The organism is Prosthecobacter fluviatilis (genome assembly GCF_055388355.1).
This window is the reverse complement of sequence record NZ_AP043782.1, coordinates 1,179,044-1,204,590: the sequence shown is the minus strand read 5'-3', so window position 1 is coordinate 1,204,590 and position 25,547 is coordinate 1,179,044. Positions and strand designations below refer to the sequence as shown.

22 protein-coding genes are annotated in these 25,547 nt (G+C 61.8%); 7 read left to right on the top strand and 15 right to left on the bottom strand.

The window, feature by feature from the left end:
* Positions 1-4: 4 nt before the first annotated feature.
* The 10 genes from ACZ5WW_RS04460 to ACZ5WW_RS04415 all read right to left on the bottom strand — a co-directional run bounded on the left by ACZ5WW_RS04460 (position 5) and on the right by ACZ5WW_RS04415 (position 8,598).
* Positions 5-1,264, bottom strand: coding sequence for a hypothetical protein (locus tag ACZ5WW_RS04460; RefSeq protein WP_377167329.1), 1,260 nt, complete (start codon positions 1,262-1,264; stop codon positions 5-7).
* Between the two features lie 77 nt (positions 1,265-1,341).
* Positions 1,342-2,445, bottom strand: a complete 1,104-nt coding sequence (locus ACZ5WW_RS04455; protein ID WP_377167331.1) for a type IV pilus twitching motility protein PilT — start codon at positions 2,443-2,445, stop codon at positions 1,342-1,344.
* Between the two features lie 37 nt (positions 2,446-2,482).
* Complete coding sequence (locus ACZ5WW_RS04450) at positions 2,483-3,586, bottom strand: type IV pilus twitching motility protein PilT (RefSeq protein ID WP_377167333.1); 1,104 nt, start codon at positions 3,584-3,586, stop codon at positions 2,483-2,485.
* A 15-nt stretch (positions 3,587-3,601) separates the two neighbouring features.
* Positions 3,602-4,009, bottom strand: coding sequence for a hypothetical protein (locus ACZ5WW_RS04445; RefSeq protein WP_377167335.1), 408 nt, complete (start codon positions 4,007-4,009; stop codon positions 3,602-3,604).
* Positions 3,982-4,383 (bottom strand): phage holin family protein, encoded by a 402-nt coding sequence (locus ACZ5WW_RS04440; protein WP_377167337.1) that lies wholly within the window; start codon positions 4,381-4,383, stop codon positions 3,982-3,984. Before ACZ5WW_RS04440 ends, ACZ5WW_RS04445 begins: the two co-directional genes overlap by 28 nt.
* 20 nt (positions 4,384-4,403) lie before the next feature.
* A complete protein-coding gene (locus ACZ5WW_RS04435; RefSeq protein WP_377167339.1) occupies positions 4,404-4,769 on the bottom strand; it encodes an ElaB/YgaM/YqjD family protein in 366 nt (121 codons plus the stop codon).
* 115 nt (positions 4,770-4,884) lie between these two features.
* The gene (locus tag ACZ5WW_RS04430) at positions 4,885-5,502 is read right to left on the bottom strand and encodes a hypothetical protein (protein WP_377167342.1); all 618 of its coding nucleotides are present in this window, start codon (positions 5,500-5,502) and stop codon (positions 4,885-4,887) included.
* Between the two features lie 46 nt (positions 5,503-5,548).
* Positions 5,549-5,986 (bottom strand): hypothetical protein, encoded by a 438-nt coding sequence (locus tag ACZ5WW_RS04425; protein ID WP_377167345.1) that lies wholly within the window; start codon positions 5,984-5,986, stop codon positions 5,549-5,551.
* 51 nt (positions 5,987-6,037) lie between these two features.
* Positions 6,038-7,747 carry an arylsulfatase gene (locus ACZ5WW_RS04420; RefSeq protein WP_377167348.1) on the bottom strand — a complete coding sequence of 570 codons (1,710 nt, stop codon included), beginning with the start codon at positions 7,745-7,747 and terminating at the stop codon, positions 6,038-6,040.
* Positions 7,748-7,971: 224 nt separating this feature from the next.
* Positions 7,972-8,598, bottom strand: a complete 627-nt coding sequence (locus ACZ5WW_RS04415) for a hypothetical protein (RefSeq protein WP_377167351.1) — start codon at positions 8,596-8,598, stop codon at positions 7,972-7,974.
* 102 nt (positions 8,599-8,700) lie between these two features.
* On the opposite strand from ACZ5WW_RS04415, the gene hrpB reads away from it, so the two are divergent.
* Positions 8,701-11,250 carry an ATP-dependent helicase HrpB gene (gene hrpB / locus ACZ5WW_RS04410; protein ID WP_377167354.1) on the top strand — a complete coding sequence of 850 codons (2,550 nt, stop codon included), beginning with the start codon at positions 8,701-8,703 and terminating at the stop codon, positions 11,248-11,250.
* A gap of 773 nt (positions 11,251-12,023) precedes the next feature.
* On the opposite strand, the gene ACZ5WW_RS04405 is transcribed toward hrpB, so the two are convergent.
* Both ACZ5WW_RS04405 and ACZ5WW_RS04400 read right to left on the bottom strand, forming a co-directional pair.
* Positions 12,024-13,034, bottom strand: a complete 1,011-nt coding sequence (locus ACZ5WW_RS04405; RefSeq protein ID WP_377167357.1) for a zinc-dependent alcohol dehydrogenase family protein — start codon at positions 13,032-13,034, stop codon at positions 12,024-12,026.
* Between the two features lie 720 nt (positions 13,035-13,754).
* Positions 13,755-14,354 (bottom strand): LOG family protein, encoded by a 600-nt coding sequence (locus ACZ5WW_RS04400; RefSeq protein WP_377167360.1) that lies wholly within the window; start codon positions 14,352-14,354, stop codon positions 13,755-13,757.
* Between the two features lie 142 nt (positions 14,355-14,496).
* On the opposite strand from ACZ5WW_RS04400, the gene ACZ5WW_RS04395 reads away from it, so the two are divergent.
* Together ACZ5WW_RS04395 and ACZ5WW_RS04390 are read left to right on the top strand one after the other, a co-directional pair.
* Positions 14,497-15,426 (top strand): amidohydrolase family protein, encoded by a 930-nt coding sequence (locus tag ACZ5WW_RS04395; protein WP_377167363.1) that lies wholly within the window; start codon positions 14,497-14,499, stop codon positions 15,424-15,426.
* Positions 15,427-15,819: 393 nt separating this feature from the next.
* Positions 15,820-16,158, top strand: coding sequence for a hypothetical protein (locus ACZ5WW_RS04390; RefSeq protein WP_377167366.1), 339 nt, complete (start codon positions 15,820-15,822; stop codon positions 16,156-16,158).
* Between the two features lie 302 nt (positions 16,159-16,460).
* On the opposite strand, the gene ACZ5WW_RS04385 is transcribed toward ACZ5WW_RS04390, so the two are convergent.
* Positions 16,461-17,000, bottom strand: a complete 540-nt coding sequence (locus ACZ5WW_RS04385; protein ID WP_377167369.1) for a response regulator — start codon at positions 16,998-17,000, stop codon at positions 16,461-16,463.
* 471 nt (positions 17,001-17,471) lie between these two features.
* On the opposite strand from ACZ5WW_RS04385, the gene purB reads away from it, so the two are divergent.
* The 4 genes from purB to ACZ5WW_RS04365 all read left to right on the top strand — a co-directional run bounded on the left by purB (position 17,472) and on the right by ACZ5WW_RS04365 (position 21,813).
* Positions 17,472-18,899 carry an adenylosuccinate lyase gene (gene purB / locus ACZ5WW_RS04380; protein WP_377167372.1) on the top strand — a complete coding sequence of 476 codons (1,428 nt, stop codon included), beginning with the start codon at positions 17,472-17,474 and terminating at the stop codon, positions 18,897-18,899.
* A 41-nt stretch (positions 18,900-18,940) separates the two neighbouring features.
* Positions 18,941-19,216, top strand: a complete 276-nt coding sequence (locus ACZ5WW_RS04375; protein ID WP_377167375.1) for a hypothetical protein — start codon at positions 18,941-18,943, stop codon at positions 19,214-19,216.
* Between the two features lie 152 nt (positions 19,217-19,368).
* Positions 19,369-19,695 carry a VOC family protein gene (locus ACZ5WW_RS04370; RefSeq protein ID WP_377167378.1) on the top strand — a complete coding sequence of 109 codons (327 nt, stop codon included), beginning with the start codon at positions 19,369-19,371 and terminating at the stop codon, positions 19,693-19,695.
* Between the two features lie 1,767 nt (positions 19,696-21,462).
* Complete coding sequence (locus ACZ5WW_RS04365) at positions 21,463-21,813, top strand: hypothetical protein (RefSeq protein WP_377167381.1); 351 nt, start codon at positions 21,463-21,465, stop codon at positions 21,811-21,813.
* 436 nt (positions 21,814-22,249) lie between these two features.
* On the opposite strand, the gene ACZ5WW_RS04360 is transcribed toward ACZ5WW_RS04365, so the two are convergent.
* Positions 22,250-23,254 (bottom strand): tetratricopeptide repeat protein, encoded by a 1,005-nt coding sequence (locus ACZ5WW_RS04360; protein WP_377167384.1) that lies wholly within the window; start codon positions 23,252-23,254, stop codon positions 22,250-22,252.
* Between the two features lie 39 nt (positions 23,255-23,293).
* A complete protein-coding gene (locus ACZ5WW_RS04355) occupies positions 23,294-25,264 on the bottom strand; it encodes a DNA gyrase/topoisomerase IV subunit A (protein WP_377167784.1) in 1,971 nt (656 codons plus the stop codon).
* Between the last annotated feature and the right edge of the window lie 283 nt (positions 25,265-25,547).

The window sequence follows — 25,547 nt, the reverse complement described above, 5'->3', positions numbered from 1 at the left end:
TGCATCAATCGTCGCGCCACCACGAACGCCAGGCGGGCCGGGGTTTGGGGTTGTGCTGAGACTGCAGGGGGGCGGGGAAATGGGCGTCACCCGTGTCTTCGGCGGGCGTGGGCAATTTCGATTTGGCGACGACGGCGTTCTGAGTCGGTGCGCGGGGGCGGAGGATGAGCTCGGCTTCGACCACGGTGCTGCTCATCTGTGCATAGGGCGACGCGGGGGCGGAAGCCGCAGCGGAGTATTCTGGCGGCGGCTGCCAGGGGTTTGATGGGGCTGCGGCAAAGGGCGGGTCGAAAGAGGCCTCGCCATGCGCTGCGAGCTCCACCAAGATCTCAGGAGAGGCAGGCGCTTGCGGCTCAGAGGGGGCTGAAAATACCGGAGCCACCGGACGTCGCACAGGCGGGTGCGGCACAAACGGCGGCGTGGGTTCGGAAGCGAGGGCGGGCTGTACCTGGATTTCATCTGGCAGGGTGGCTCCCTGGAAGACGTTTGTGGCAAAATAGAGCGGAGGCTCGAGCTCTTCCTGCCGCACAGGCGCGGTGGAGAAAACCTCGCTGCGCGGGTAGGCCTGGGTGCTGAAGGGGACCGGCGGCGGCTCCGGGGTGCTGAACAAACTGCTGCCCGGCGGGGCGGCGTGGGGCGCGGCTTCGTTGAAGCTTGGCATGGGGTCCACCCCGAGAGTCCATGCCGAATCTGCCACAGCAGGGGGCGGCGGTGCCTGCACCTGGATCTGGGGCGGTGGCGGTGGGGCTGCCCAGTCTTGCAAGGCTGGCTGTGGCCTGGGCTCTGGCTCCTCAAAAAGCAGGGGCACAGGGTCGGCGAGCGCAGCGATGGCATCCTTTCCCGGTGGCAGAGGGCGGAAGAGATCTTCTGCATCCTCCAGAAGAAAGGCCCCTGGATGGTAGTCGTCCTCAGGGGCGTCCGGTGTGATGGCGGCCGCCTGGGAGAGATCAACGAGAGGAGTCTGCTCCTCGCGCATGATCTGGCGTGAAAGCCACTGCTCAACCTGGGTTTGAGCGGGTATTTCGACCGGCGGGGCAGGCGGCGGCTGAGGCGGTGGTGCCGCTGGGGCGGGAGCAGGGGCGGGCCGTTTTTGCCTGAGCAGGGCCATGGCGGCAGCTCCTGCTGCGAAGAGCAGTGGGGCTTTGCTGACGCGCGCAGCAATAGCCCCGCCGACCGCCGTGGCGGCCAGGATGGCCAGAGGGCCTGGGCGGCGGGTGCCGTGCTGCGGCGGGTCTGGCGGAGGGTCCTCGGAAGCCGTGCTCATCCTTGAATTAAAACGATGTTAATTCACCGCAGAAGCTGCGGCAAGACTCAACTGCTTCGCTGACAATCCGTGTCTGCCTATTTGTTGGCATCGCCACCGCTGGCGACGGCAAGTCCGGCATCTTCGGGTGGGAGGAAGGCTTTGAAGCGGTTCTTGTCGATGGCTTTCATGTAGGCCTCCATCGGCGTGACGTAGCCGTCGCGGAGCTTCTGCCAGATGGCTTCGTCCATGAACTGCATGCCCTGGGCCTTGCCGCCGATGATGACGTCGTAGAGCTTCTGGGTGGCACCTTCACGGATGATGGCGCCGACGGCGGGGTTGGACACCATGATTTCATTCACGGCGGCGCGGCCCTTGCCGTCTGACTTCTTCATGAGGAGCTGGGCCACCACGCCTTTGAGGGAGGCGGCGAGCATGGTGCGCACCTGGCTCTGCTGGTCGGAGGGGAAGACGTCGATGATACGGTCAACGGTCTTGCGGGCGTTGTTCGTATGCAGGGTGCCGAAGACGAGCAGGCCGGTTTCTGCAGCGGTGAGCGCGAGGGAGATGGTCTCAAGGTCGCGCATTTCGCCCACGAGCACGATGTCCGCATCTTCACGCAGGGCGGCGCGCAGGCCGTCGGCGAAGGAGGGGGTCTGAATGGGCACCTCACGCTGGGTGATGATGCTCTTCTTGTTGCGGTGCACGAACTCGATCGGTTCTTCGATCGTGATGATGTGGCGGCGGAAGTTGGTGTTGATGTAGTCGAGCAAGGCCGCAAGGGTGGTGGACTTGCCGGAGCCCGTCGGGCCGGTCACGAGGACGAGGCCGCTGCGCATGTGGCCAAACTCCTTGACCACGGGCGGGATGCCGAGCTGCTCCAGGCTGGCGATCTTGGTGGGAATGATACGAAACACCGCGCCGTAGCCGTGCTGCTGGCGGAGGTAGTTGCAGCGGAAGCGGTTGTCCGCGTCCATCTCGTAGGCGAAGTCGAGGTCTCCCTTTTCCTTGTAGCGGTCCCAGGCGCGGGGCTCGCAGATTTCACGCATCATGGTCTCCATGAGGCGCTCGTCCAGGATCTGGTCTGAGATGGGCTTGATGCTGCCGTGCACGCGCACCTTGGGCGGCTGCTTCTGGCTGAGGTGAAGGTCAGAGCCACCCAGTTCGATGAGCTTCTGAAAATATTGGTCAATGATGGGCATGAGACGTGGTCAGTGGTCGGTTGGCGTGAATGGAGGCTCAGGATTCGAAGAATTTCTTCATCATGACCTTGTCCTCGGCGCGGAACTCGCACTCCTCACGGCTGATCTGCCCGGTGGAGTAGAGGTTGCGCAATGAATCGTCCATGGTGATCATGCCGACGCCTTTGCCGGTCTGCATGACGCCGGCCAGCATGTAGGTTTTGCCTTCGCGGATGCAGTTGCCCACGGCAGGGGTGTTGACGAGGACCTCCAAGGCCATCGCACGGCCGTTGCCGTCGATTCTGGGCACCAGCTGCTGGGAGAGGATGCCGCGCAGGGATTCAGACACCATGATGCGGATCTGGTCGCGCTGGTCGATGGGGAACACGTCCAGCACACGGTCCAGGGTACGGGCGGCGCTGCCGGTGTGGAGGGTGCCGAGCACCAAGTGACCCGTTTCAGCAGCCGTGATGGCGAGGGAGATCGTCTCGAGGTCGCGCATTTCACCGACCATGATGACGTCCGGGTCTTCACGGAGGGCGCCACGAAGAGCGGCGGCAAAGGAGGCGGTATGGGTGTGCACCTCGCGCTGGTTCACGTGGCAGCCCTTGGGCTCGATGATGTACTCGATGGGGTCTTCCAGGGTGATGATGTGGTCTTCACGCTCCTCATTGATGGAGTCCACCAAGGCGGCGAGGGTGGTGGATTTACCGCAGCCTACGGGGCCGGTGACGAGGATGAGGCCGTTGTGGAAACGGGTGAGCGTCTTGGCGGTGGGCGGGAGGCCGAGCTCGTCCACGGACTTGATCTGCGTCTTGATGACGCGGAAGACCATGTCGATGCCGAGGCGCTGCTGAACGACGGAGGAGCGGAAGCGCCCGTAGCCGGGGGAGTAGGCAAAATCGACGTCACCTCGCGCTTCGAGGTTCTTGATCTGCGCCTCGCCGAGGAAACCGTAGGCAAGACGGCGGGCGTCTTCAGGAGTCAGGATGGCAGCGTTGTCCCAGATGGGCTGCAGGTTGCCATAGCGCCGCCAGACGGGCTGCGCTCCGGTGGCGAGATGGAGGTCGGACGCGTCATACTGCATGCAAAAGCGCAGATAGTCGTCCACTGAGCCTAAAACAGGGAGGAGGTCTTGTGGGGGTTGGTTGGGATCAGACATGAAATGGAGGTGACGCTAGACTGCGTCTGAATCTTGGACGTTCGGAGAAATATTCTGGCGGAGGTAACTTTCAAAGAGCTGGGTGCCGTAGCTCATCAGGGATTTGCGCGCAAAGCCGAGCAGGGGGCTGAGCAGGAGAGCAAACAGTCCGCTCCTCTGGGCGCCACTAAGGGAACCTTCAGGATGATGGGAGAGACCGCGTGCAGAGGAGGGCCAGAGGGCCTTCAGCGCGGCCAGGCCTGCCACGGCAGCGGCACCGATCCAGAGGGTGCGGTGCTTCTGCATGCTGCGGGTCAGGAGGGCACGGGGACTCCACTCCTCCACGGCATGGGCGGCATGGTGGGCCAGGGACGCACGGGCGTCCTCAAGATCACGCAGGGCCTGCTGCTTGGGGGTCAGTTGTTCTTGTTGCTTGCGAGCCATTCGCGATCACGGCGGAATTGGTTGAATGATTCCTCAAAGAGCTGCATTCCGCGCAGCCTAGCTTTCAGCCCGGCGAGCAGGAGCAGGCCGAGAAAGAGGTGAATGCCGGCACCTGCCAGCGCCACATGCGTCCAGTGCCAGCCGTTGGATTCAGCGATGATCCACACCAAGGCCGGGGTGGCGAGCATCCAGCCGATGACGAAGGCGGTGAGAGCCAGCATGAACATGCCGGTGAGGTTGGAGAGGCGGCTGCCCGCTTCCTGGCCTTCGATGTGCAGCAGGCGTCCGCGTGCCTCGATGTACAGGGCCAAGGCACGCAGCAAACCTGTTGCGCTGGCGCGTTCCTCGGGGGCGGGCGGCGTGCCTGGGTTCATGAATAGGGGCGCGATGTGGATCAGCGGCGCAGAATGGCGCCGACGACAAAGCCGATGCCAAACGCGGTAAGCAGCGCCTGCAGCGGCTTTTCACGGGCGAATTTTTCCGCCTCGGCACGCAGGTCGTCATAGCGCACGCGTGCTTCGCTGAAGGTGTGATCGGCAAATTCACCGGCCTTTTCCCTGATGTCTGTGGCCTTCTGCTCGGCAGTGGTGCGGAGCTGCTGGGCACGGGCTTCGGCAGCGGTGCGGAATTCCGTGGCCTTCTGCGCTGCGGCGGCGCGCAGTTCCTCGGCGGCTTTCATGGCGCTGGCTTTCGCAGCCTGGAAGGGGTCATGAGGCGGACTGCTGCCAAAGGCTGTCTCTGCGGTGGGGGTGTCAGTCATGGTGCGAAAGGGGGTGGGGGTGGCAAGGAAGTCTGAAGGACTGCTTTATGTCACAGAATAAAGACATTCTCTCCCTGTTGGCGAGAGGAAAAAGACAGGCGGACGATTTCTTCACTCAGGCGCCTCGCGCCGCACTCCGCGGAGAGCTTTTGCGCATGACGGGGGGCTGAGGCCGGCGCCGTGCGAGCAGGAGGGCACGCTGCAGGGCGGCGTTTTGCTGCCTGCTGCTGGCGATTTCCGCTTTGGCGGCTGCGAGCTCTGCCTCGAGGGACTGGACGCGTGCGCTGTCAACGGCTGGCAGGGAAGGTCTGGAGGGGGGCGGTGGAACGAAGGGAGCGGGCGGAGGGGCCACCGGCCTGGCGGCCAGTGCGGCCTCGAGATCGGAGATCCTGGCCAGCGCCTGGGAGAGCGCCTTCTGGTGCGCCTGGTCCCATTCTTTCAGGGCATTGGCACCGCCTTGGTCAGACTGGAGCAGACGGTGGGAGAATTCTGCGCGGAGGGCGTCAAACTGACGCTGAGTTTTGGCCCTCCATGACATGGCATCGTGATGGATGGAGGTGGCTTCCAGCTGCTGAAGCACGACCTGCTTTTCCATCTTGCCGGCGTCTCCGCCCAGGCGGGCGTTTGAGCGGGAGAGGCGGTAGATGCGGAAGAGTGAAAGGAGGAAAAGTCCGGCGGCGATGCCGAGTCCGAGGATCAAAGTCTGAGGGTCCTGCGTCAGTGCTTGGTTCATGCCTGTTTTTTCAGCAAGGGGTGGGCCTGGTCGGTCGTGCGCGGCATCAGGAGATGTTCAGGGCCGGGACGGGCAGCACGTGCTTTTCCTCGGGCTCCTCCGTGTTGATGACCACAAACGGCGGGGGCATGGACGACGCGGAGAGATGCGCTGGCTTGGAGGGTTTGCTGATGATTTCAGCGCGCTTCTGGATGTCGTGGTAGCGCTGTTCGGATTCGTCCAGCCGCTTGGAAAACTCCGCACGGAAGGAATCAAACATGCGCTGGAGCTCTCCGCGCCAGGCATTGGAGTCCGAGCGCACGGAGAGCAGGGCCTGGTGCTGGTTGAGCACCTGCTGCTCCATCTTGGCGGTGCTCTCACGCAGGCGGGCGTTGGTGCGCAGCAGGAACACGATGCGGACCATCGAGAGAAGAAGCAGGCCTCCTACGACCGCCAAACTCAGTTTCAGTGTGGGGACATCGAGCGTGATTTGGGAAAGGTCCATAGGTAATGAACGGGAGCATGTTTCATTCCAAAATCAATGTGGCCTGCATATTTATTTAGGCTGCTTGCCCTTCGCATTTTTGACAACGTCCGGCTTTTTCCAAGCGCCAACGGGCAGCACTTGCGCGTGTGCCGCCCATGCCTCCCATGCTGCAGCCATGGATTGTACCCGCTCTGGTTCAGCCGCGGCGAGGTCATGCAACTCAGCGCGGTCCTGGTCGATGTTGTAGAGCTCCCATGGCTTGTTTTCCTTGGCCACGAGCTTCCAGGGACCGGCGCGATGAGCGCGGTTGCCTTCATGCTCCCAGAAGATGGAGCGGGAGGCTGGACTCTGGCCCTTGAAGACGGGAATCAAACTGATCCCTTCTTTGGGACGGATGGCCTGGCCGTTGAACTCGGCGGGATAGCTGGCTCCGGCCACGTCGGCGCAGGTCGCCAGGAGATCAATGAGATGCCCGGGTTGGGCTTCGATCTTGCCATGCCGTGCCTCGGGAATCCCGGCGGGCCAGTGGGCGATGAGCGGTGTGGAGATGCCGCCTTCATGCACGTAGTGTTTGTACTCGCGGTGCGGTGTGTTGGAGACGTTGGCCCAGGCTTCACCATACGCGATGTAGTCGTTCGGTCCGCCCGGCATGATGCCCTGACCCTGCTTCACGGGCTGGCCGTCGCGGGTTTGTTTGGGGATGACATCGAGGCGGATCGCATCCTGCGCGATGACGGGAAAGGTCTTCTCGTTGAATGCAGGCGGCTTGGCCTGACGGCCGATGGGTTCCTGGCAGCCGCCGTTGTCCTGGAGAAAAAGAATGAGCGTGTTTTGCAGCAGGCCCTTCTTCTCCAGCGTGCCCACCACGCGGCCGATGCCCTGGTCCATGCGGTCGATCATCGCGGCATAAGTTTCCATGCAGCGCGTTTCCCACTCCTTGTCTTTGACCTGCGTCCAGTCGCCGAAGGTGGGGGAGAGCTCCGCGTTCTTGGCAATGAGCCCCATCTGCTGCATGCGCAGCAGGCGTGCCTGCCGCATGGATTCGTAGCCTGCGTCATACTTGCCTTTGTATTTGGCCACGTCTTCCGGCAGCGCGTGCATGGGCCAGTGGGCGGCGGTGTAGGCCATGTACATGAAGAAAGGCTTGTCCTTCTGCGCGCTGGCATGTTCATCGATGAAGCGAATCGCGTGGTCGCTGATGGCGTCGGTGTAGTAGTACTGCTTCGGCTGGTACTCCGGATCGGCGAAGGGCGAGATCATCGTGTCATCGCGCGTCAGTGTGCCGGGATCGTAAAAGCTGCCTGCGCCGGTGATGGTGCCGTAGAAGCGGTCAAACCCGCGATGCAGCGGCCAGTTGTGCTTGGGGCCTTCCGGCTGCGCGTGCTTGGTGACGTGCCATTTGCCCACGGCATAGGTGCGATAGCCTGCTGGTTTGAGCACTTCGGCGATGGTCACGCAGCGGTTGTTCAAATCGCCGCGATAGCCGTCGTGACCACGATCTTCCATCATGTGCCCGATGCCTGCCTGATGCGGATACAGCCCGGTCAGCAACGAGGCGCGCGTGGGGCAGCAGCGCCCAGCGTTGTAGAACTGGCTGAGCCGCACGCCATCCTTCGCGAGGCGGTCGAGATTCGGCGTTTGAATTTCACCGCCGTAGCAGCCGAGGTCGGAGAAACCCATGTCATCCGACATGATGACGATGATGTTCGGCTGGGCTGCGCACAAGGCGGTGGCCGTCAGCAACAAGGAAGCTAGGGGATGCAGGAGTAGGCGGGTCATGGCAGGGCAAGAAAACGAACATGTGCAAACGAACTGCCGAAGAAGTTCTCACACGAGACATTCGCGCTGGCCGCTCATGCGCCCGGTTTCAGCGGGCATGGCGTGCAAGCAGCGCTGGTTTTGGGAGAGGAGGATAGCCGTCCCGGCTGTCGGTGGCTGGCGGGCTTCCAGCCTGCCCTGTAATCCCACGCGGTCTTGTTGGCACAGCATCGAAATGCTCCTCCTCACTTCACCTCCGCCACGTCCAGCACATTGAGCTGGATGAACTGGCCGTTGAAGGGCTGCGGGGCAGGGGCGACTTCGGGGACGACGAGTTTGGCGAAGTTGGTGATCATGTGGCCGTTCTGGCCGTTGCCGTGGAGGGTGAGCGTGGCTCCGCCTTCGACTTCGATGGTGGCGGTGTAGTCGATGGTGAAGATCTTATGCCCCACCTTGTCCTGGCGGTTGAAAAAGAAATGCTGCGCCGGGGAGGAGACGGTGAGCTGGTAGATGTTGTAGGTGGCGTTGTTGGGTGCGCCGCCAATGTAGAAGTATTCGCCCACCTGCTGGCCGTCCTTGTACATCATGGGCTCCACCACGCCGCGCACGCGGAGGGTCACCTTGTAGCGCTTGCCGGGCTCGCCGCCGAACTTGCGCACGTCGGTGAACTTGTCGTTGGTGGCGGGATCGTTCGTGGCACGGGCGGAGATGCCGTCTGCGCCGGGCTTGGGGTTTTCCGGCATGGGGTCCTTGCAGGCGAACTCGAAACGATAGCCATCCAGACTGGCGGCGACGGCTTTCAAATCCTCCGCCTGAGAAACGGGTGCGATGCAGAGAGTGAGGGCGAGGAGGAGGGAGGAAAGGCGGTGCATGGGTGGTGGTTGGGTGAACCGACGAAACGCAGCCCGTGCATGGAATCCACCATCGTTCGTCGAAAAAGATGAAGTTCTGGTTTATAGCGGGCGCCCCACTTCATGCCTGCCCCCACCGCGCTCCCCATTTGGAAAATTCACGCCGACATCCTGCGCACGCTGCAGGGCGGCAACCGGCTGGTGCTGGTGGCGCCGACGGGCTCCGGCAAGACGACGCAGGTGCCGCAGATGCTGCTGGATGCGGGCGTGGCGGGAGACAAGATGATCGTGGTGCTGCAGCCGCGCCGCGTGGCCGCACGCACCGTGGCGGCACGTGTGGCCTCTGAGCGCGGCGGGAAGCTGGGTGCGGAGGTGGGGTATCAGATCCGCTTTGATGATCACACCAGCGTGGGCACGAGGATCTGCTTTGTCACGGAGGGCATCCTGCTGCGCTGGCTGCAGGATGATCGCGCTCTGTCGAACATCGGCGCGGTGGTCTTCGATGAATTCCATGAGCGCAATCTGCTCAGCGATGTCGCGCTGGCATTGGTGAAGGACTTGCAGCAGAGCCTGCGGCCTGATCTGGTGATGCTGGTGATGTCTGCCACGCTGGATGCGGAGCCTGTGGCGGCGTATTTGAACCAGTGCCCGATCCTTGTTTCCGAAGGGCAGAGCTTTCCCGTGGAGGTGGGCTATCTGCCGGTGCCTGATCAGCGTCCGTTCACGGTGCAGGCGGCGGAGGCGGTGGAGCGAATCTTGTATGAAGGGGAGCCCGGCGACATTCTCGTTTTCATGCCTGGGCGCGGCGAGATCAATGGCACGCTGGACGCCTTGAGAGGTCTGCGAACGCAGGAGCGTGTGGCCTGCATTCCTTTGCACGGCGAACTGGAGCCGCAGGAGCAGGACCGCGCCTTTGCGCCGAACTCACTGCGCAAAGTCATCGTGGCGACGAACGTGGCGGAGACGAGCATCACCATCGACGGCATCCGTCACGTGGTGGACAGCGGCGTGGCGCGTGTGGCTCGTTACGATGCGGAGCGCGGCATCGGCACGCTGCTGCTGGAGCCGATCAGCCGAGCCAGTGCCGATCAGCGCAAGGGGCGTGCGGGTCGTACGGCACCCGGGACTTGTCATCGCTTGTGGACCTCGATTGGCCACCAGACCCGTGAAGAACGCAACACGCCCGAGATTCAACGCAGCGATCTGGCGGAGGTCGTGCTGCTGCTGCACTCGCTAGGCATTCAGGAAGCCGCCACCTTTGACTGGCTAGACAAACCCGATCCGCAGGCGGTGCTGCGCGCTGAGAAACTGCTGACCATGCTGGGAGCCCTGCACGAAGGCAGGGCGGAGCTCACTCCGGTGGGCCGCCAGATGCTGCGCCTGCCGATGCACCCGCGTTATTCACGCATGCTGATCGAGGCCAGCCAGCGCGGCTGTGTGCCGGAGGCTGCCCTGTGCGCCGCCCTTGTCAGTGGGCGCGATTTGCTGGTGCGGCTGGACCGCGATGATGCGCAAATGAAGGGCCTGCGAGAGATGTTTGAAGACAGTGGAGATTCGGACTTCATCACGCTGATGCGGGCCTATGAGTTTGCGAAAGACAACGGCTTCAGCTTTGAGCGCTGCCGCAGCCACGGCATCAATGCGCAGGTGGCCCGGCAGGTGGAGCAGACCTGCCAGCAGATCCTGCACGCCGCGCAGCAGCAGCGGCTGTATGAGCGCGACAGCGGAACCACGGCCAAAGGTGATGAAGCCCTGCTGCGCTGCCTCATGGCCGGATTCGTGGATCAACTGGCCAAACGCCGCGTGCCCGGCAAGCCGGAGTGCGATCTCACCGAGCAGCGCCAAGGCCAGCTCGTGCGTGAGAGCGTGGTGCAGGAGGCTGCGTTTTTCGTGGCTGCGAATCTGCGCGAAGCGCCCTCGCGGGGTCCCAATCCGTTGACGCTGCTCAGCCTCGCCACCGCTGTTCAGCCGTCGTGGATCGCGGAGATGTTTCCGCAGCACCTGAGCACCACGGTGGAGCATTTGTTTGATGCGCAAAACAAGCGTGTGGCCGCGATGAAGGTGGTGCGTTACCGCGACCTCGTGATCGAGCAGAAGGCGCAGCAGCGCGATCTGGATCCCATCGCCAGCGGGCGCTGTCTCGCGGAGGCGCAGCGTGCGGGAGCCTTTGATCTGCCGCTGATGGATCATCGGCTGAAGCAGTTCATCGCACGGGTGGATCTCGTGCATGCCACCTTGCCGGAGCTGGAGTTTCCGCGCTTTGATGCGGAGGCCGTCACGGCCTGCCTCGCCCGTGCGTTCAAAGGTCTCTCCTTGGTGAAGGAAGCCCAGGCCGCGCCGCTGATGGCCGCCTTCCATCAGCATCTGGCCCAGGGGCAGGTGAGCTGGTTGGATGAGCTGGTGCCGCTTTCCATCTCATGGCCTGCAGGTGGAAGCCTGAAGGTCTCCTATGCGAATGAGTCACCCGAAGTGCAGGTGAAGCTGCATGAGTGCTTTGCGCTTACGGAGCACCCGACGCTGTGCGAGGGGCGGCTGCCGGTGACGCTCATCCTCTGCACGCCGGACGGAAAGAAGCTGGCCACCACGAAGGACTGGCCTGCGTTTGTTACGCGTGAATGGCCCAAGCATCGACAGGCGGTGGCGAAGAAGTTTTCGGGGCTGTTGTGGCGGTGAGGTGGAGCTGTGGGCTGATGCGAGTATTTTGGAGTCCTTCCAGACAGGTTGTATAGCGCGGGCATCCAGCGAGTCCCCTCTCCCCAACCCTCTCCCCGAAGAACAATAAGCGTTTTCTTCGTGTGTCAGCGGCGGGGAGAGGGGGAACTGCTTTTTGGCCACCACGAAAGACTGGCCTGCTTTTGTGACGCGTGAATGGCCGAAGCATCGGCAGGCGGTGGCGAAGAAGTTTTCGGGGCTGTTGTGGCGGTGAGGTGGAGCTGTGGGCTGATGCGAGTATTTTGGAGTCCTTCCAGACAGGTTGTATAGCGCGGGCATCCAGCGAGTCCCCTCTCCCCGCCGATGATAGGGCAAAGCCTAAAACGTCCTTCGGGGAGAGGACGGGTGAGGGGGCATCCCATGCTGGCGATGGTGCCCGTCGTCCCCTCACCCCAACCCTCTCCCCGAAGAACAATAAGCGTTTTCTTCGTGTGCCAGCGGCGGGGAGAGGGAGAACTGCTTTTTGGCCACCACGAAGGACTGGTCTGCTTTCCAGACGCGTGAATGGCCCAAGCATCGGCAGGCCGTGGCGAAGAAGTTTTCGGGGGTGTTGTGGCGGTAGGCGCCGCGAGCGCGAGTCCGGACGTACGTTGGGTGTGTTTGGCGTGTAGTGACATCGCATCTTCCAGTGACCACTTCGCCAAACCGCCCGACTCTGGCGGCACCGAGTCATGCGGCGTCTTCACACGCTCACAGACGGGCGGGCTGTCGCCACACCCATCCTACGAAGACCCTCACACCCGGATCACAATCTTCCCAAAGTGCCTGCCGCTTTCGAGGCGCTGGAAGGCTGCCGGGGCGTCTTTGAACTCAAAGGTGGAGTCGATCACCGGCTGCAGTTTCACGCGCTCCATCTCCGCGAGCATTTGGGCAAACATCTCGCGTGAACCGACGTAGATGCCGTCCAGGCGGATGCCTTTGCGCAGGATCTGCACGGTCTGGATCTCGGCGCTGGTGCCGGTGAGCACGCCGATGAGGGCGATGTGGCCGCCGAAGCGCGTGGCCTTGAGGGAGCGGTTGAGCGTCTCCGCGCCACCGATCTCGATGACCTTGTCCACACCGAGGCCGCCGGTCTGCTCCAGCGCCCATTTGTCCCAGTCGGGATCGGTCTTGTAGTTGTGCACGGCATCGGCTCCCAAGGCGAGGAGGCGAGCGGCTTTGTCATCGCTGCTGGTGGTGGCCAGCACGCGGGCCCCGGCCAGCCTGGCAAACTGCAGGGCAAAGATGGAGACGCCGCCGGTGCCGAGGATGAGCACGGTTTCCCCCGCCTTCAAGCCGCCACGGCAGTGCAGGGCGTCCCAGGCGGTGACGGCGGCGCAGGGCAGGGTGGCCGCCTCTTCGGTGGAAAGGTAGTCTGGGATGCGCAGCAGGCTCTCGGCCGGGATGGCGGCCAGCTCCCGCAGCAGGCCGTCCACCGCGCCGCCAAGCGCCCGGGAGGCATGGGCCTGGCTGTACTCCCCGGCCAGCCAGCTGGGCATGAAGGGGCAGACGACGCGGTCACCGGGGCTGAACTGGGTCACGCCTGCGCCCACGGCGACCACCTCGCCGGCACCGTCTGAGCAGGGGATGCGCGGGATGGGGCCTGTCACGCCTTTGATGCCCATGACATTCATGTAGTCGCGGTAGTTCAGGCAGGTGGCGCGGATGCGCACCAGGACCTCGCCAGGACCGGGGGCGGGGTCTGGCAGGGTGACTGGCTGCAGGGAGGGGAGGCCGGTGGTGCCGGTGATCTGGTAGGCGTGCATGACGGGTGTGGTGGGTGCGGGTGAGGAGGCTAGTGACACTCAGCGTGGCAACAAGGCGGAAAAGAGAGGGCTGCGGGGGCAAGATTTCACAGGGAGGCGGGCCTCGGAAAATATTCTCAACACCGTGTGTGAACAATTTCCCTGCGAATTGTGGGAAGGCGGGACCGGGGCCAGCAGAGGTGAGTGCCGTTGTCAAAAATGAAAGTATTTATGTTTGAAAAAAAATAATTCGGCAGGCGGGGGGGTGGGGGTAGGGTGGAAGATGAGCGGGGAGAGATTTGTCGGATCAGGAATCATTCGCCGTCAGTGCCGGGCAGAGTCCTGCTGAGGGGCTGTTGCTCTTAGCTCTTTCTCGTGTTAAGGTTTTTTAAGTCGCTGAAAATCAATGTTTTGTTTGATTTTTAACAGGCTTGAAGCTGGCTTACTAGAGTTTGCTGCCTAGCTAAGAGACAGGCCTAGAGTGTGTCGAAAGTGTTTCAGAGTCATGGGGCCTGTGCTCGTTCCACGATTCATCCACAAGGGTTCCACGTTCAGGGTTTTGGAGCCAAGGCACGATAAAGTCTTGGGTGGTTTTTTTACCTTCTGGCTCGGAAGAACCCAGAAATGAGAATTCCCAATGGATTGTGAACAACCTGTCAAGAAGTGCCCGCTGCGCAGGCAAAAGCTGCGAACAATTCGGTCTTTCTCGAAGGCGGGCACCGCTGTGGCTTATTCACGGCGTCAGCGCGCTTCGGCGGCCAGTTTTTCGATCCACTTGCCCAGCTCCGGCGGGCGGAAATCCTCCATGCGGGAGAGCAGGGCCGAGGGGGAGTTTTCGACGAGGACGCAGGCGGCGTGCTCGGGCTTGAGGAAGCCGCTGCGGCTCATGTGGGAGATGAAGTCGAGCAGGCCGTCGAAGAAGCCGCCCACGTTCAGCAGGCCCACGGGTTTGTCGTGAAAGGAGAGCTGCAGCCAGGTGAGGGTCTCGAAGAGCTCATCCAGCGTGCCAAAGCCTCCCGGCAGGGCGATGAAGCCGTCGCTGAGATCGACCATGAGCTGCTTGCGCTCGTGCATGCTGCCGACGACGTGCAGGGTGGTGACGCCGCCGTGGCCGAGCTCCTTTTCCATGAGGGACTGAGGGATGACGCCGATGACCTCCCCCTGCTGAGAGAGCGCCCCGTCGGCCACCGCCCCCATCAGGCCCACATTGCCCCCGCCATAGACGAGGCCGATGCCGTGCTGCGCCAGAAATGCGCCCAGGCCATGCGCGGCGGCGCGGTGGGCGGGGTCGCTTCCAGAAGAGGAGCCACAGTAGACACAGATTCGGCGCAGGCGGGACATGGGAGGGCATGATGAACGCGGCTGGCATGCGGTGTCAACCGGGCGGGGAGGGGCAGTTCCGCCGCTGTCGCGTTTCTGCTGTCAGTGCCCTGCTGCAAAGGCTTGCGCAAAAGTGCGCTCTCTGGCTACGATATTTGAGAACATGAACACCACACGCCGCTCCTTCCTCGCCACCTCCACCGCCGCACTCACCGGCTGCAGCCTGCTCCCGGGACACAGCCGGGGGGACTGGATCGACGCGCATGTGCATGTGTGGACGCCCGACGTGCAGAAGTACCCGCTGGCCCGTGGGTTTGCCGTGAGCGACATGCAGCCGCCCAGCTTCACGCCGGAGCAGCTCTTTGCCCACTGCAGGCCGGAGGGGGTGAGGCGCATCGTGCTCATCCAGATGAGCTACTACCAGACGGACAACAGCTACATGCTGGACATGATGCGCGCGCATCCCGGGGTCTTCAGCGGCGTGGCGATCGTGGATGAGACCGCCGAAGGCGTGGCGGAGACCATGCGCGGCCTGGTGAAGCAGGGGGTGCGCGGCTTCCGCATCTACCCCGGCAAGGTGAAAAACCTCTCGGCCTGGCTTGGCTCTCCGGGCATGGCCACCCTGTGGAAGACGGCGGCGGAGCTGAAGGTGAACGTCTGCCCGCTGATCAACCCCGACACGCTGCCGCTGCTCGACAAAATGTGCGAATGGTACCCGGACACCGGCGTGGTGGTGGACCACTTTGCCCGCCTTGGCATGGCCAGCCCTGCCAAGCCGGAGGAGGTGAAGAACCTGCTGCGTCTGGCACGCCATGCCAAAACGCACGTGAAGGCCTCCGCCTTTTACGCCCTGGGTGCCAAGAAGGCACCCTACACCGACATGGGCCCGCTGGTGCGGCAGGTGCGCGATGCCTTCGGCCCCCAGCGCGTGATGTGGGCCAGCGACTGCCCCTTCCAGGTGGAGCACGGGCACAACTACCGCAACGCCATCGCCATCATCCGGGACCGCCTCGATTTCCTCACGGAGCAGGACAAGGCCTGGATGCTGCGCGGCACGGCGGAGAAGGTGTTTTTCTCGGCGGCAGCGGTGTGAGGCGGAGATCCTCCTCTTCCTCCGGTTGGGTGGGGCGGGGGCGTCAAACAAACCTAGCCGTTCAGCATGAGCGTGCAGGATCGCCGGTCGTAGGATGGGTGTGGCGACAGCCCGCCCGTCCATCAGCGTGCTGCAAACACTGCGGCGTACGAGCGTCCTCGCAGTCGGGCGGTTTGGCGAAGGATGCGTCGCAGGCAAGGATTGCTCTCGGCGCCAAACACACCCAACCTACGGCCAGGCGCTTCGCAACTCGAGAACGTGTCATTTGAACCATGAAGCTCCGCGTCTTGCTAAAACGTTCGCACCTCTTCGGCTTCTCCATGCTTCTGGGGCATCGGCCTGGCCTGCTGGGTGCAGGGTCTCAGGCAGGCACGGCCATGGTGGGGACCGTTCATGCCCCAGTTTCATCTGCCCAATGGTCGTCCGGGCACCATCACCGTGCATGTGTGCGACCCACATGGCCAGCCTGTCTTTGCCGCCGAGGTGGAGATCACAGACACTTCAGCATCGAGTTTTTCACGTACCGGCCCTGAGGGCACAGTGGAGTTCCATCCCAGTGATGAGATCAAAGGAATCGAAGTGGACGGCTTGGCAATCTTGAAGGGAAACATCTTTTGCACCCTGCATGCTTCCAAGGGGGCTGACGTGTACTACATTCAGACTGTGCGCCCGTTGCATAGGGCTGGAGACACCCCTCGGCGTGCTCTCCGGGAAGGCTTCGGTCTTTGGTAGCCAGAGCTTTTTCTTTGAGAGAATGCTTCTCTATCAGGTTTGACTCACAGCCACTTCGTCCCGCCCTGCCCGCAGAGGCTGGCATGGTGGCATCTTGATTGAACGTAAAAAAGCCCCGCCAGAGTTGCTGGCGGGGCTTTGGCAGTCTGCAGTAGCACGGGCAATCCTGCCCGTAGTGAGGGCGCTGTTTGCGGGCAGGATTGCCCGCACTACTTGGCGCTTCCATCACGCCAAACAAGAAAAGCCCCGCCAGAGTTGCTGGCAGGGCTTTGGAGTCTCGGGAGAGTGACTGGAGGCTGAAATCAGGCGAGGGCTTCGGCACCTTTGTGTCCGAGCTGCTTCACCGCGAGATTGAGCTGGTCGTACTCGATCGGCTTCTTGATCACCGTCACCGGGCCGTGGCCCAGGATGCGGCTGAGGATTTCGCTGTCAGGGTAGCCGGTGATGACCACGATGGGCAGGTCCGGGTAGAGCGCCTTGAGCTGGGAATAAACTTCGTCTCCGGGCACGTCTGGGAGCTTCAGGTCCAGGAAGACGAAGTCAAACTTCTGCTTCTTGGCCATGGTGATGGCTTCCGCACCGGTGCCGACGACGAGGCGCCCGAAACCGGCCTTCTTGAGGAACTGCTTGAAGAGCGCCTGCAGGGCGGGGTCATCGTCCACCACCATGACGGTGGGCTGGCCTGCTTCGTCTTCCTTGCGCAGCACATCGCGGTCGAGCAGGCTGCGCTTGATGCGCCAGCGGCCACCGATCTGCACTGCGGGGAGCTGGCCGCGCTGGACGAGATAATAGACGGTGGGAAGAGGGATGCGGAGGTATTCCGCCGTCTCTTTCACTGTCATGAGTTCAGGTGTAGTTAGATCGGCCATAAATTTTGGGAGTGTGTCTGGTTGCCTGTGGTTGCCTGTAAATCGAAATTGAGAAGCGCTGTCCAGTTATTAACAACATTAAGCGATAATTTCTGTCATTACAGGGGTGTAATCGGCGTTTGGCTAAATGTGTGGTTCGAGATAATTGGTAGATTTGCGAATTATTGCCACAATTGCAAACCAAAAGTGTATGGCAATTAAAAAACTTTGGAAATCCTGAAGAATTTCATACAATTGATATTAATCCAGAATGGAGAGCATCAGGCGTGTACAATAGAATCAGTCCATGGATTTGATTTTTTCCGTCATGGCAAATACGATGGTTGTTCGGATTACCGAGAATTACGTTTCCCGTAATTGAGAAGTTTCATGGTACTACTGAGGCCGGGTGAGGGTGAACACCGATTTGCCAAGTCGCCGCGCATGGCCTAGATGAACCCTCCCATGTCTGATTCCATCCCCAATGTCCTTGCCGAACGTTACGCCACAGCCTCCATGCGCGCCCTTTGGTCGCCTGAAGGAAAAGTGAGACTGGAGCGCGATTACTGGATCGCAGTTTTGAAAGGTCAGCGCGATCTTGGCATTCCCGTGCCGGACGGCGTGATCGAAGCCTATGAGAAGGTGAAGGATCAGGTGAACGTGGCCTCCATCATGGAGCGCGAGCGCGTGACGCGGCATGACGTGAAGGCACGCATCGAGGAGTTCTGCGATCTCGCGGGCCACGAGCACCTTCATAAAGGCATGACCAGCCGCGACCTGACTGAGAACGTGGAGCAGCTTCAGGTCTTCCGCTCGCTTCTTGAGATCCGGTCTAAATGCGTGGCGGCTCTCGCGGGCCTGGCACGCCGTGCCAAGGAGACGCGCGACATCCCCCTGACCGCCCGCACGCACAACGTGGCCGCGCAGGTGACCACCCTGGGCAAGCGCATCGCCATGTTTGGCGAGGAACTGCTCGTGGCTTTCGGAGATCTGCAGCATCTCATTGCCAGCTACCCGGCGCGCGGGCTGAAGGGTGCCGTGGGCACCCGGCTGGACCAGATCACTCTCTTTAATGGAGACGCTAAAAAAGCGGCGGAGCTGGAGGGCAGCATCTTGAAGCACCTGGGCATGCCGGCGGCCTTCAATGCCGTGGGTCAGGTGTATCCGCGCAGCCTGGACATGCAGGTCATCGCCTCGCTCTGCCAGCTCGCCAGCGGCCCGTCCAGCTTTGCGCGCACGCTGCGCCTCATGGCCGGGCAGGAGCTCGCCAGCGAAGGCTTCGCCAAAGGGCAGGTGGGCTCCTCCGCCATGCCGCACAAGATGAACAGCCGCTCCTGCGAGCGCATCAACGGCCTGCACGTCATCCTCAAAGGCTACCTCACCATGGCCTCCGGTCTGGCGGGGGATCAGTGGAATGAAGGGGACGTCTCCTGCTCCGTCGTCCGCCGCGTCATGCTGCCGGACGCCTTCCTCGCCATGGACGGCCTGCTGGAAACGCTGCTCACGGTGCTCAACCAGATGGAAGTCTTCGAAGCCGTGGTGGAGCAGGAGCTCATGCGCTACCTGCCTTTCCTCCTGACCACCACCGTGATGATGGAAGCCGTCAAAGCCGGGGCCGGACGCGAGACCGCCCACGAAGTGATCAAAGAGCACGCCGTGCAGGTGGCCAAGGACCTGCGCACCGGCAAAGTGCGCGAGAACGACCTCCTCGCCCGCCTCGTGGAAGACGTGCGCCTCACCCTCACCGCCGAAGACATGCAGCGCCTCGTGGATGCCGGCAAAGCCAACGCCGGAGACGCCCCCCAGCAGGTGGACGCCTTCTGCGAACACGTGGACGCCATCAAGAAAGAGTACCCGCAGGCCGCGAAGTATGAGCCGGGCGTGATTCTGTAGGCTTCCTGGTTGATTTGGCTCAAATTAAACAGCCGCACTGCATGGATGATCTTCCGGCCCAGCGTTTACTGAAGATCTGGCAGCTGCGGCTGAGCATGGCCGAACGTGGGGTGATCAATCCACCGCCGGATATCATCCCTCACGTACGTCAACTCGTGGCAGGATTGAGTGCTCTTGATCCTGAAGCACCGGTGAGGCTGGAAAGGCAAGGAGAGAGGATGAACTTCATCGCTGCAGAGACGGGGATGGTCATCGACTCCATCCCCTTGTTCATGTCTTCTTCGGACGATGATCTTTTCAATGTGCATGGATGCTAAATCCTGTCCCATCCTGTTAATCTTGTGAATCCTGTCTAAATGGGGACGCGGTGGCCTAAGGCTGCCGCTCTGGACAGGATTCACAGGATGATCTTCAGGTGGTATCATGGAAGCCAAGTTTTATGAAACCTGCCTTCCACTCCATCACTCCCATGATCCCCACTATCGGCAGCCTGGCGGAGGCGCTGAGCTTCTACGCGGACCACATGGGTTTCGCCATTCTCTGGCAGGGCGATGGCATGGCGGGCATCGAGCGCGATGGCGTTTCCCTCAACCTCGTGGAAAACGACAACCAGAACTGGGCGGACAACGCCAGCTTCAGCATCGGCGTCTCCGACCTGGATGCCCTCTACGAGGAGTATCGGGAGATCCCCGCCCGGGTCGGCCCGCTTGAAATGAAGCCCTGGGGCAGGCGCGAGTTTCACATGATCGCCCCGTCCGGCGTGTGCTTCCAGTTTTACCAGCGCGCAGCCGCCTGACCCTGCGCTGCTGCCCGAGCCGCCAGCGGAGAAACTTCCGCAAATTCAGCGGGGGGGGGATGCACTGAGGCCGACCCTCCCTGCAAGCCGGAAACTTGCACGACCTCCGGCCTCGCCACCGGTGCAGACTTCAACGATTTCAACCATTTCAACGGGGGGAGGTGTAATACCACGCACAGCTGAAAACGGGTCTCATGGGTGAAAGCCAGCATTCCATGCGGCCAGCCAGCGCTCCGGAGGAGTGGGATCGTCCCGATCCCACACGCTCACGCATCCCCCCTGCGCCGTCGCAGATCCACGAACACGCTGCAGGTGGGGGGATCAAGATGATCCCCCTCCGTCGGATCGTGCCTCCACCTTCAGACCCGTTTTCATCGCATCGTGGTATTACTCCCTGTGTCCACCAGGGCCAGACTTCAACAAATTCAACGATTTCAACGGGGGGAGGTATTACTCCCTGTGTCCACCAGGGCCAGACTTCAACAAATTCAACATTTTCAACGGGGGAGGTGTTACTCCCTGTGTCCACCGGGGCCAGACTTCAACAAATTCAACATTTTCAACGGGGGGAGGTGTTACTCCCTGTGTCCACCGGGGCCAGACTTCAACAAATTCAACAATTTCAACGGGGGGAGGTGTAACTCCCTGTGTCCACCAGGGGCAGACTTCAACGATTTCAACATTTTCAACGGGGGAAGGTGTATGCGGCACCCTACCCGGAGAAACTTCGCCAATTTCTCCGGGGGCGCACGGCTTCCCATCCCGACAAGCCGGAAGAATCAGGAAAGGGGCGAGTGGATGGAGTGACAGAAAGCGCCTGGAGGAAGGAATCTAGGCACGTGCACCAAGCTTCCCAGCGCGGCGCCTCCGGTGGGAAACCGCTGCTGCGGGTCCGTGATTGCGGGTCTGTCTCACCGCAGGCGATGAAAAAGGTGCGCCGTCCAGAGGTCGGAGCAAGGGGCGCTGCATGGCCGCACGGTAAGCGTCTCCATGACCTTTGGAAGCAGGCAGCATGTCACTCTATGGTATGAAGTGACTGAACATGAGTGCAATGGATGGCATTATTGTGCGGGACTCATCACGCTGCCGTCCAACAAGTAAAAACCCTCCTTTCATTTGCCAGACCTTTCTTCCTTGTCGCATATCAAGGCCTGACTGTGTGCGTGTGCGCATGGTGCAGCCATGTCAGGCATGTATGGCACTCAGTTATGAGCCACGATCATGGACTGGGGAAGCCGGTAAAACGGGACGCCGCTGCCGTCTCCCTGGGAGCGCCGACATTCTGTCGGCCTCTGGGCGAACGTCCCTGATGCTTCGCTCCACCCAGAAAGGGATGAGCAGCCCGTGCTTCAGGCGGGGGCTGCGCCGGTGCCGACAAAAATGTCGGAGCTCCCAGCCCTGATTCCATCGGCTCGATGGGCCCCATAAAACCCACGAGACCTGCCCCTTAAGTGAGTGCCATTCATGTCAGGCATTTCTACGCTGCGCTTATCCTGAAATGAACCAGCCAAGGCCCGCGACAAATCCAAGTGGCACGACGAGGCCTACGGACGCCTCAAGCAGGTGATCGACAGGCGCTACGTCGCATTGAAGGCAGGCGATGTGGCAAACGTCTCCAAAGACAAATCACCCAAACGTCCCTGGTGGCAATCTTGGAAATGACGTCATGTCGAACCTGCGCTGCACGGCGCTGGCTGCGCGAATCCCCGGGCGTTGAATTGACCGCCGCCTTGGAAGGCCCGCCCACTCACACCTCCCCCCGTTGAAATGGTTGAAATCGTTGAAGTCTGCTCTTGGGACGTGGCCGCAGACACACCTCCCCCCGTTGAAATCGTTGAATTTGTTGAAGTCTACCCGGAGCCGGAGGTCGTGTGGACACACCCCCCCGTTGAAATTGTTGAATTTGTTGAAGTCTACCCGGTGCCGGAGGTCGTGTGGACACACCCCCCCGTTGAAATTGTTGAATTTGTTGAAGTCTACCCGGAGCCGGAGGTCGTGTGGACACCTCCCCCCGTTGAAATTGTTGAATTTGTTGAAGTCTACCCGGTGGTGACACCGGATGTGCCACAAGCCTCCGGCTTGCCGGGAGGGGCATTTGCCCGCGTGCATCCCCCCTGAGAAAATGGCGAAATGGGTGAAGTTTCTCAGGCCGCTGCAGGCTGGAGCAGTCCCCATCCTGCGTAGCCAGGCCCGGCGTTTTTGGAGTGCGGCTGCGCAACGAGGGACGAGTGGAGCTGCCGCTTTCGAGCGTCTCGTGGCACTCGAAAGCACACCCTGCCTGCGCGTGCCAGTAGGCTCCCGCTTCCGGATGGTCTCAGATATGCGTGGGCCACCGGCCCCGGCGAAAGCGGTAGCTGCGTTCGTGCCTCACTCCGCGACCGCACTCCAAATAGGCTGCTGCGAGTGCTTCACTTCACTCGACGCTCTCCCCGCTCTTCTGTTTCTAGCCACGTGATCCCAAACGCCGCCTTCGATCTGATCGCGGCTCGACAGGCCGAGTTGTGCTGTGAGACCGCAGAGCTTTTCCGGAGTGAGCTCAAGCTCACGAGTACTCTCACTTGAGCCGGTCTAACGCTGCGCGTGTGTGCTGCGTCGAATTGTCGTCAGGGCCGAGCACGCGGGTGGCGACGGGAAGCAAACGGAGGCAGTACTCTTTGGCCTCTTTGTTTCTGTTGAGGGCGATCAGCACCTGAATGTAGCAGGCCTGGGTGCGCAGAGTCGTCTCGCCCTCGGGGCCGTAGGTGAGATCGCACAGCGGCAGCGCCTCGCGGTAGAGCGCCTCGCTTTCCTCCCATTTCTTCTGTTCGAGGAGGGCGCCTGCGAGGTGGCAGCGTGCCTTCACGGATTCCTGGTGGGTGCTGCCGAAGACGCGGACGTTGATTGGGAGGATGCTGCGGAAGACTTTTTCGGCCTCGGCATGTTTGCCGAGTTTGAGCAAGGTGGTGCCGAAGCAGCCCTGGCACATGAGCGTTTCGCGATCTTCTGCACCACAGATTCGTGTCAGGAGGGGGATGATCTGACGGTGCTGGGTTTCGGACTCCTCCACCTGATTGAGCAGCCACAGGCTGGCTGCGTAGTTTTTGCGCGCCACAAGGGTGGTCTTGTCTTCCGGGCCGAGTTCGCGCGTCAGGATGGGAATGAGGCTGCGGCTCATTTCGCAGGCTTCGGCGGTCTGGCCCTGCAGGAGAATGGCCGCCATGAGATGGGTCTGGTAGGTCAGGGTCTCCCGGTGTGTTGGGCCATAGGCCTTCGTGATGGCTGGCACGAGGGCGCGGAGCTGGGCCTCGTAGTCTTCCCTTCGGCCCTGTCTGGCGTAAACGGTCACAAGGAGCTGCCATGCCTCGATGGTTCTTTTATCTGCGCCGCCAAAGGCGGTGCCGCGCGCCTGGGTGAGCTCCCTGGCGGCGCGCTCTGCTTCATCGAGCCGACCGGCGTTACGCAACGCCTTCGCCTCGTCATAGGCTGCCTGACTGGTGTCTGCCGCCAAGGTCGTGCTTGCGCCGAAGGCCAGAACCAGCAGCCACAGGAGGAGGTGTACAGGGGCGTGGATCTGCTTCATGCCAGGAAGAATGCAGGCGTGCGGGTTGTGGGTGGGATTCTACGCGCTCTCGGCACTCTCCCCGCTCTTCGGCTCACGCACCACGCGATCCACGGCGTGCTTCGTGATGATGTTCCCCTGGGACTCGCGGCCTTTGACGGCGATGGAGTTGAAGGGGAATTTGATGGAGAGATTGCGCAGGTAGAGGGCGGGCTTGAGGTGCACGACCACGGTCTGCGCGTTGGATTCCTCCTCGGTCTCGTGGCGCATGAAGTAGAGCACGCTGGTTCCTGGGGTGCCTTTGGTGAGCACGTATTCCTTGTCGCGGGTGAAGCCGCCGATGCGGAAGCGCTTGGCCATGAGGCAGCCCTGGCGGCCGTCGCGGTAGATGAGGGTGTAAACCGCTGTGTCGTCCTTTTTGAGGAGGTTCACATAATGCGGGTTCTTGCCCACAAAGAACTTCGGCGCGGCCTTCGTCACGCTCATGGTGCCTTCCTTGGTGAAGAAGATCACGTCGTCGAGCGGCGAGCACTTGCAGATGGGCTCGCCTTCGCGCTTGAGGCTGGTGCCGGCAAAGCCGTCCTTGGCATTGAGGTAGAGCGTCTCCCCCTGGATGATGACCTCGGCGGCGGCCACGCGGTCAAAGCTGCTGATCACCGTCTTGCGCTCGCGGCCTGCGCCGTAGGTCTTCTTGAGCTCTTCAAAGTGGCGGATGGTGTACTTGGTCAGGCCTTTGAGGAATTTTTCCGCCTGCTCGATCTCCTCCTCCAGCTCGCGGATGTGCTCGTCGGCCTCGAAGCTGTTGAATTTGGAGATGCGCTTGATCTTGATCTCGGTCAGGCGCGCCACGTCGTCGTCGGTGACCGGGCGTTTGAGCACGCTCAGGTGGGGCTCCAGGCCCTTCCAGATGGCCTTCATCACGGCCTCCCAAGTTTCGGCTTCTTCGATGCGGCGGTAGATGCGGTTTTCGATGAAGATCTTTTCCAGCGAGCTGAAGTGCCACTTCTCATTGAGCTCTCCCAGCAGGATCTCCAGCTCCTGGCCGAGGATCTTCTTGGTGTTTTCCGCGCTGGCCTTGAGCAGCTCGTTGACGTTGATGAAGCGGGGCTTGTCGTCCTGAATGACGACGGCGTTGGGGGCGATGGACACCTCGCAGTCGGTGAAGGCATAGAGCGCCTGCATGGTCTGGTCCGGGTCGGTGCCGGCGGGCAGGTGCACCACGATCTCCACCTTCTCGGCGGTGTTGTCGTCCACGCGGGCGATCTTGATCTTGCCCTTGTCGTTTGCGGCCACGATGCTGTCCATCACGCCGCCGGTGGTGGTGCCGTAGGGGATCTCGGTGATCACCAGCGTGTTCTTCTTGGGGCCTTCCTCGATCTTGGCGCGCACGCGGATGCGGCCGCCGCGCAGGCCGCCGTTGTAGTCGCTGGCGTCCATGATGCCGCCTGTGGCAAAGTCGGGCTTCAGGTCCACCTCTTCGCCACGCAGTGCGGCGATGCTGGCATCGCACAGCTCAATGAAGTTGTGCGGCAGGATGCGGCAGGAAAGACCCACGGCGATGCCTTCCACGCCCTGCGCGAGCAGCAGCGGGAACTTCACCGGCAGGGTCACGGGCTCCTTGTTGCGGCCGTCGTAGGAGGCCACCCACTCGGTGACTTTGGGGCTGTAAACGACGTCCAGCGCAAACTTGGACAGGCGCGCTTCGATGTATCGCGGAGCAGCGGCGTTGTCTCCGGTGAGGGTGTTGCCCCAGTTCCCCTGCGTATCAATCAGGAGGTCCTTCTGGCCGATCTGCACCATGGCATCGCCGATGGAGGCATCGCCGTGCGGGTGGTACTTCATGGTGTTGCCGACCACGTTGGCCACCTTGTTGTAGCGGCCGTCTTCCAGCTCGTCCAGGCTGTGGAGGATGCGGCGCTGCACGGGCTTGAGGCCATCATTGATGTGCGGCACGGCGCGCTCGAGGATCACGTAGCTGGCGTAATCGAGAAACCAGTCGCCATAGAGCGTGTCCACCGGCTTGTGCTCCACCGGGGCGGCGGAGGGCAGGATGGGGGAATAGGCGTCGTCAGCGGATTTTTTGGAGGACTTTTTGGCCACGGCTCAAAGAGGGGGAAAGAAACAGGGGCGCGAGGATAGACAGTGCCGGGGGGAGTGCAAGGGCGCGAAACGCCGAAGGTCGAACTATCAAGCCCTGCCAACTGTTCGTCATTTCAGACAACATTTACAATCTACTGAATTGTCCGGGGCATGGGGTGGCCGCTTCTTCGCAGGTTTGAAAATATGGTCATTTATGAATCTCGGCATTGAAAAT

Coding starts and splice junctions, on each gene's coding strand:
- ACZ5WW_RS04435 (WP_377167339.1), bottom strand. CDS start 4,769: ATGACTGACACCCCCACCGCAGAGACAGCCTTTGGCAGCAGTCCGCCT.
- ACZ5WW_RS04395 (WP_377167363.1), top strand. CDS start 14,497: ATGAACACCACACGCCGCTCCTTCCTCGCCACCTCCACCGCCGCACTC.
- hrpB (WP_377167354.1), top strand. CDS start 8,701: ATGCCTGCCCCCACCGCGCTCCCCATTTGGAAAATTCACGCCGACATC.
- ACZ5WW_RS04385 (WP_377167369.1), bottom strand. CDS start 17,000: ATGACAGTGAAAGAGACGGCGGAATACCTCCGCATCCCTCTTCCCACC.
- ACZ5WW_RS04400 (WP_377167360.1), bottom strand. CDS start 14,354: ATGTCCCGCCTGCGCCGAATCTGTGTCTACTGTGGCTCCTCTTCTGGA.
- ACZ5WW_RS04445 (WP_377167335.1), bottom strand. CDS start 4,009: ATGGCTCGCAAGCAACAAGAACAACTGACCCCCAAGCAGCAGGCCCTG.
- ACZ5WW_RS04365 (WP_377167381.1), top strand. CDS start 21,463: ATGGTTGAAATCGTTGAAGTCTGCTCTTGGGACGTGGCCGCAGACACA.
- ACZ5WW_RS04440 (WP_377167337.1), bottom strand. CDS start 4,383: ATGAACCCAGGCACGCCGCCCGCCCCCGAGGAACGCGCCAGCGCAACA.
- ACZ5WW_RS04375 (WP_377167375.1), top strand. CDS start 18,941: ATGGATGATCTTCCGGCCCAGCGTTTACTGAAGATCTGGCAGCTGCGG.
- ACZ5WW_RS04425 (WP_377167345.1), bottom strand. CDS start 5,986: ATGGACCTTTCCCAAATCACGCTCGATGTCCCCACACTGAAACTGAGT.
- ACZ5WW_RS04460 (WP_377167329.1), bottom strand. CDS start 1,264: ATGAGCACGGCTTCCGAGGACCCTCCGCCAGACCCGCCGCAGCACGGC.
- ACZ5WW_RS04370 (WP_377167378.1), top strand. CDS start 19,369: ATGATCCCCACTATCGGCAGCCTGGCGGAGGCGCTGAGCTTCTACGCG.
- ACZ5WW_RS04430 (WP_377167342.1), bottom strand. CDS start 5,502: ATGAACCAAGCACTGACGCAGGACCCTCAGACTTTGATCCTCGGACTC.
- ACZ5WW_RS04450 (WP_377167333.1), bottom strand. CDS start 3,586: ATGTCTGATCCCAACCAACCCCCACAAGACCTCCTCCCTGTTTTAGGC.
- ACZ5WW_RS04405 (WP_377167357.1), bottom strand. CDS start 13,034: ATGCACGCCTACCAGATCACCGGCACCACCGGCCTCCCCTCCCTGCAG.
- ACZ5WW_RS04390 (WP_377167366.1), top strand. CDS start 15,820: ATGCCCCAGTTTCATCTGCCCAATGGTCGTCCGGGCACCATCACCGTG.
- ACZ5WW_RS04360 (WP_377167384.1), bottom strand. CDS start 23,254: ATGAAGCAGATCCACGCCCCTGTACACCTCCTCCTGTGGCTGCTGGTT.
- ACZ5WW_RS04455 (WP_377167331.1), bottom strand. CDS start 2,445: ATGCCCATCATTGACCAATATTTTCAGAAGCTCATCGAACTGGGTGGC.
- ACZ5WW_RS04415 (WP_377167351.1), bottom strand. CDS start 8,598: ATGCACCGCCTTTCCTCCCTCCTCCTCGCCCTCACTCTCTGCATCGCA.
- purB (WP_377167372.1), top strand. CDS start 17,472: ATGTCTGATTCCATCCCCAATGTCCTTGCCGAACGTTACGCCACAGCC.
- ACZ5WW_RS04420 (WP_377167348.1), bottom strand. CDS start 7,747: ATGACCCGCCTACTCCTGCATCCCCTAGCTTCCTTGTTGCTGACGGCC.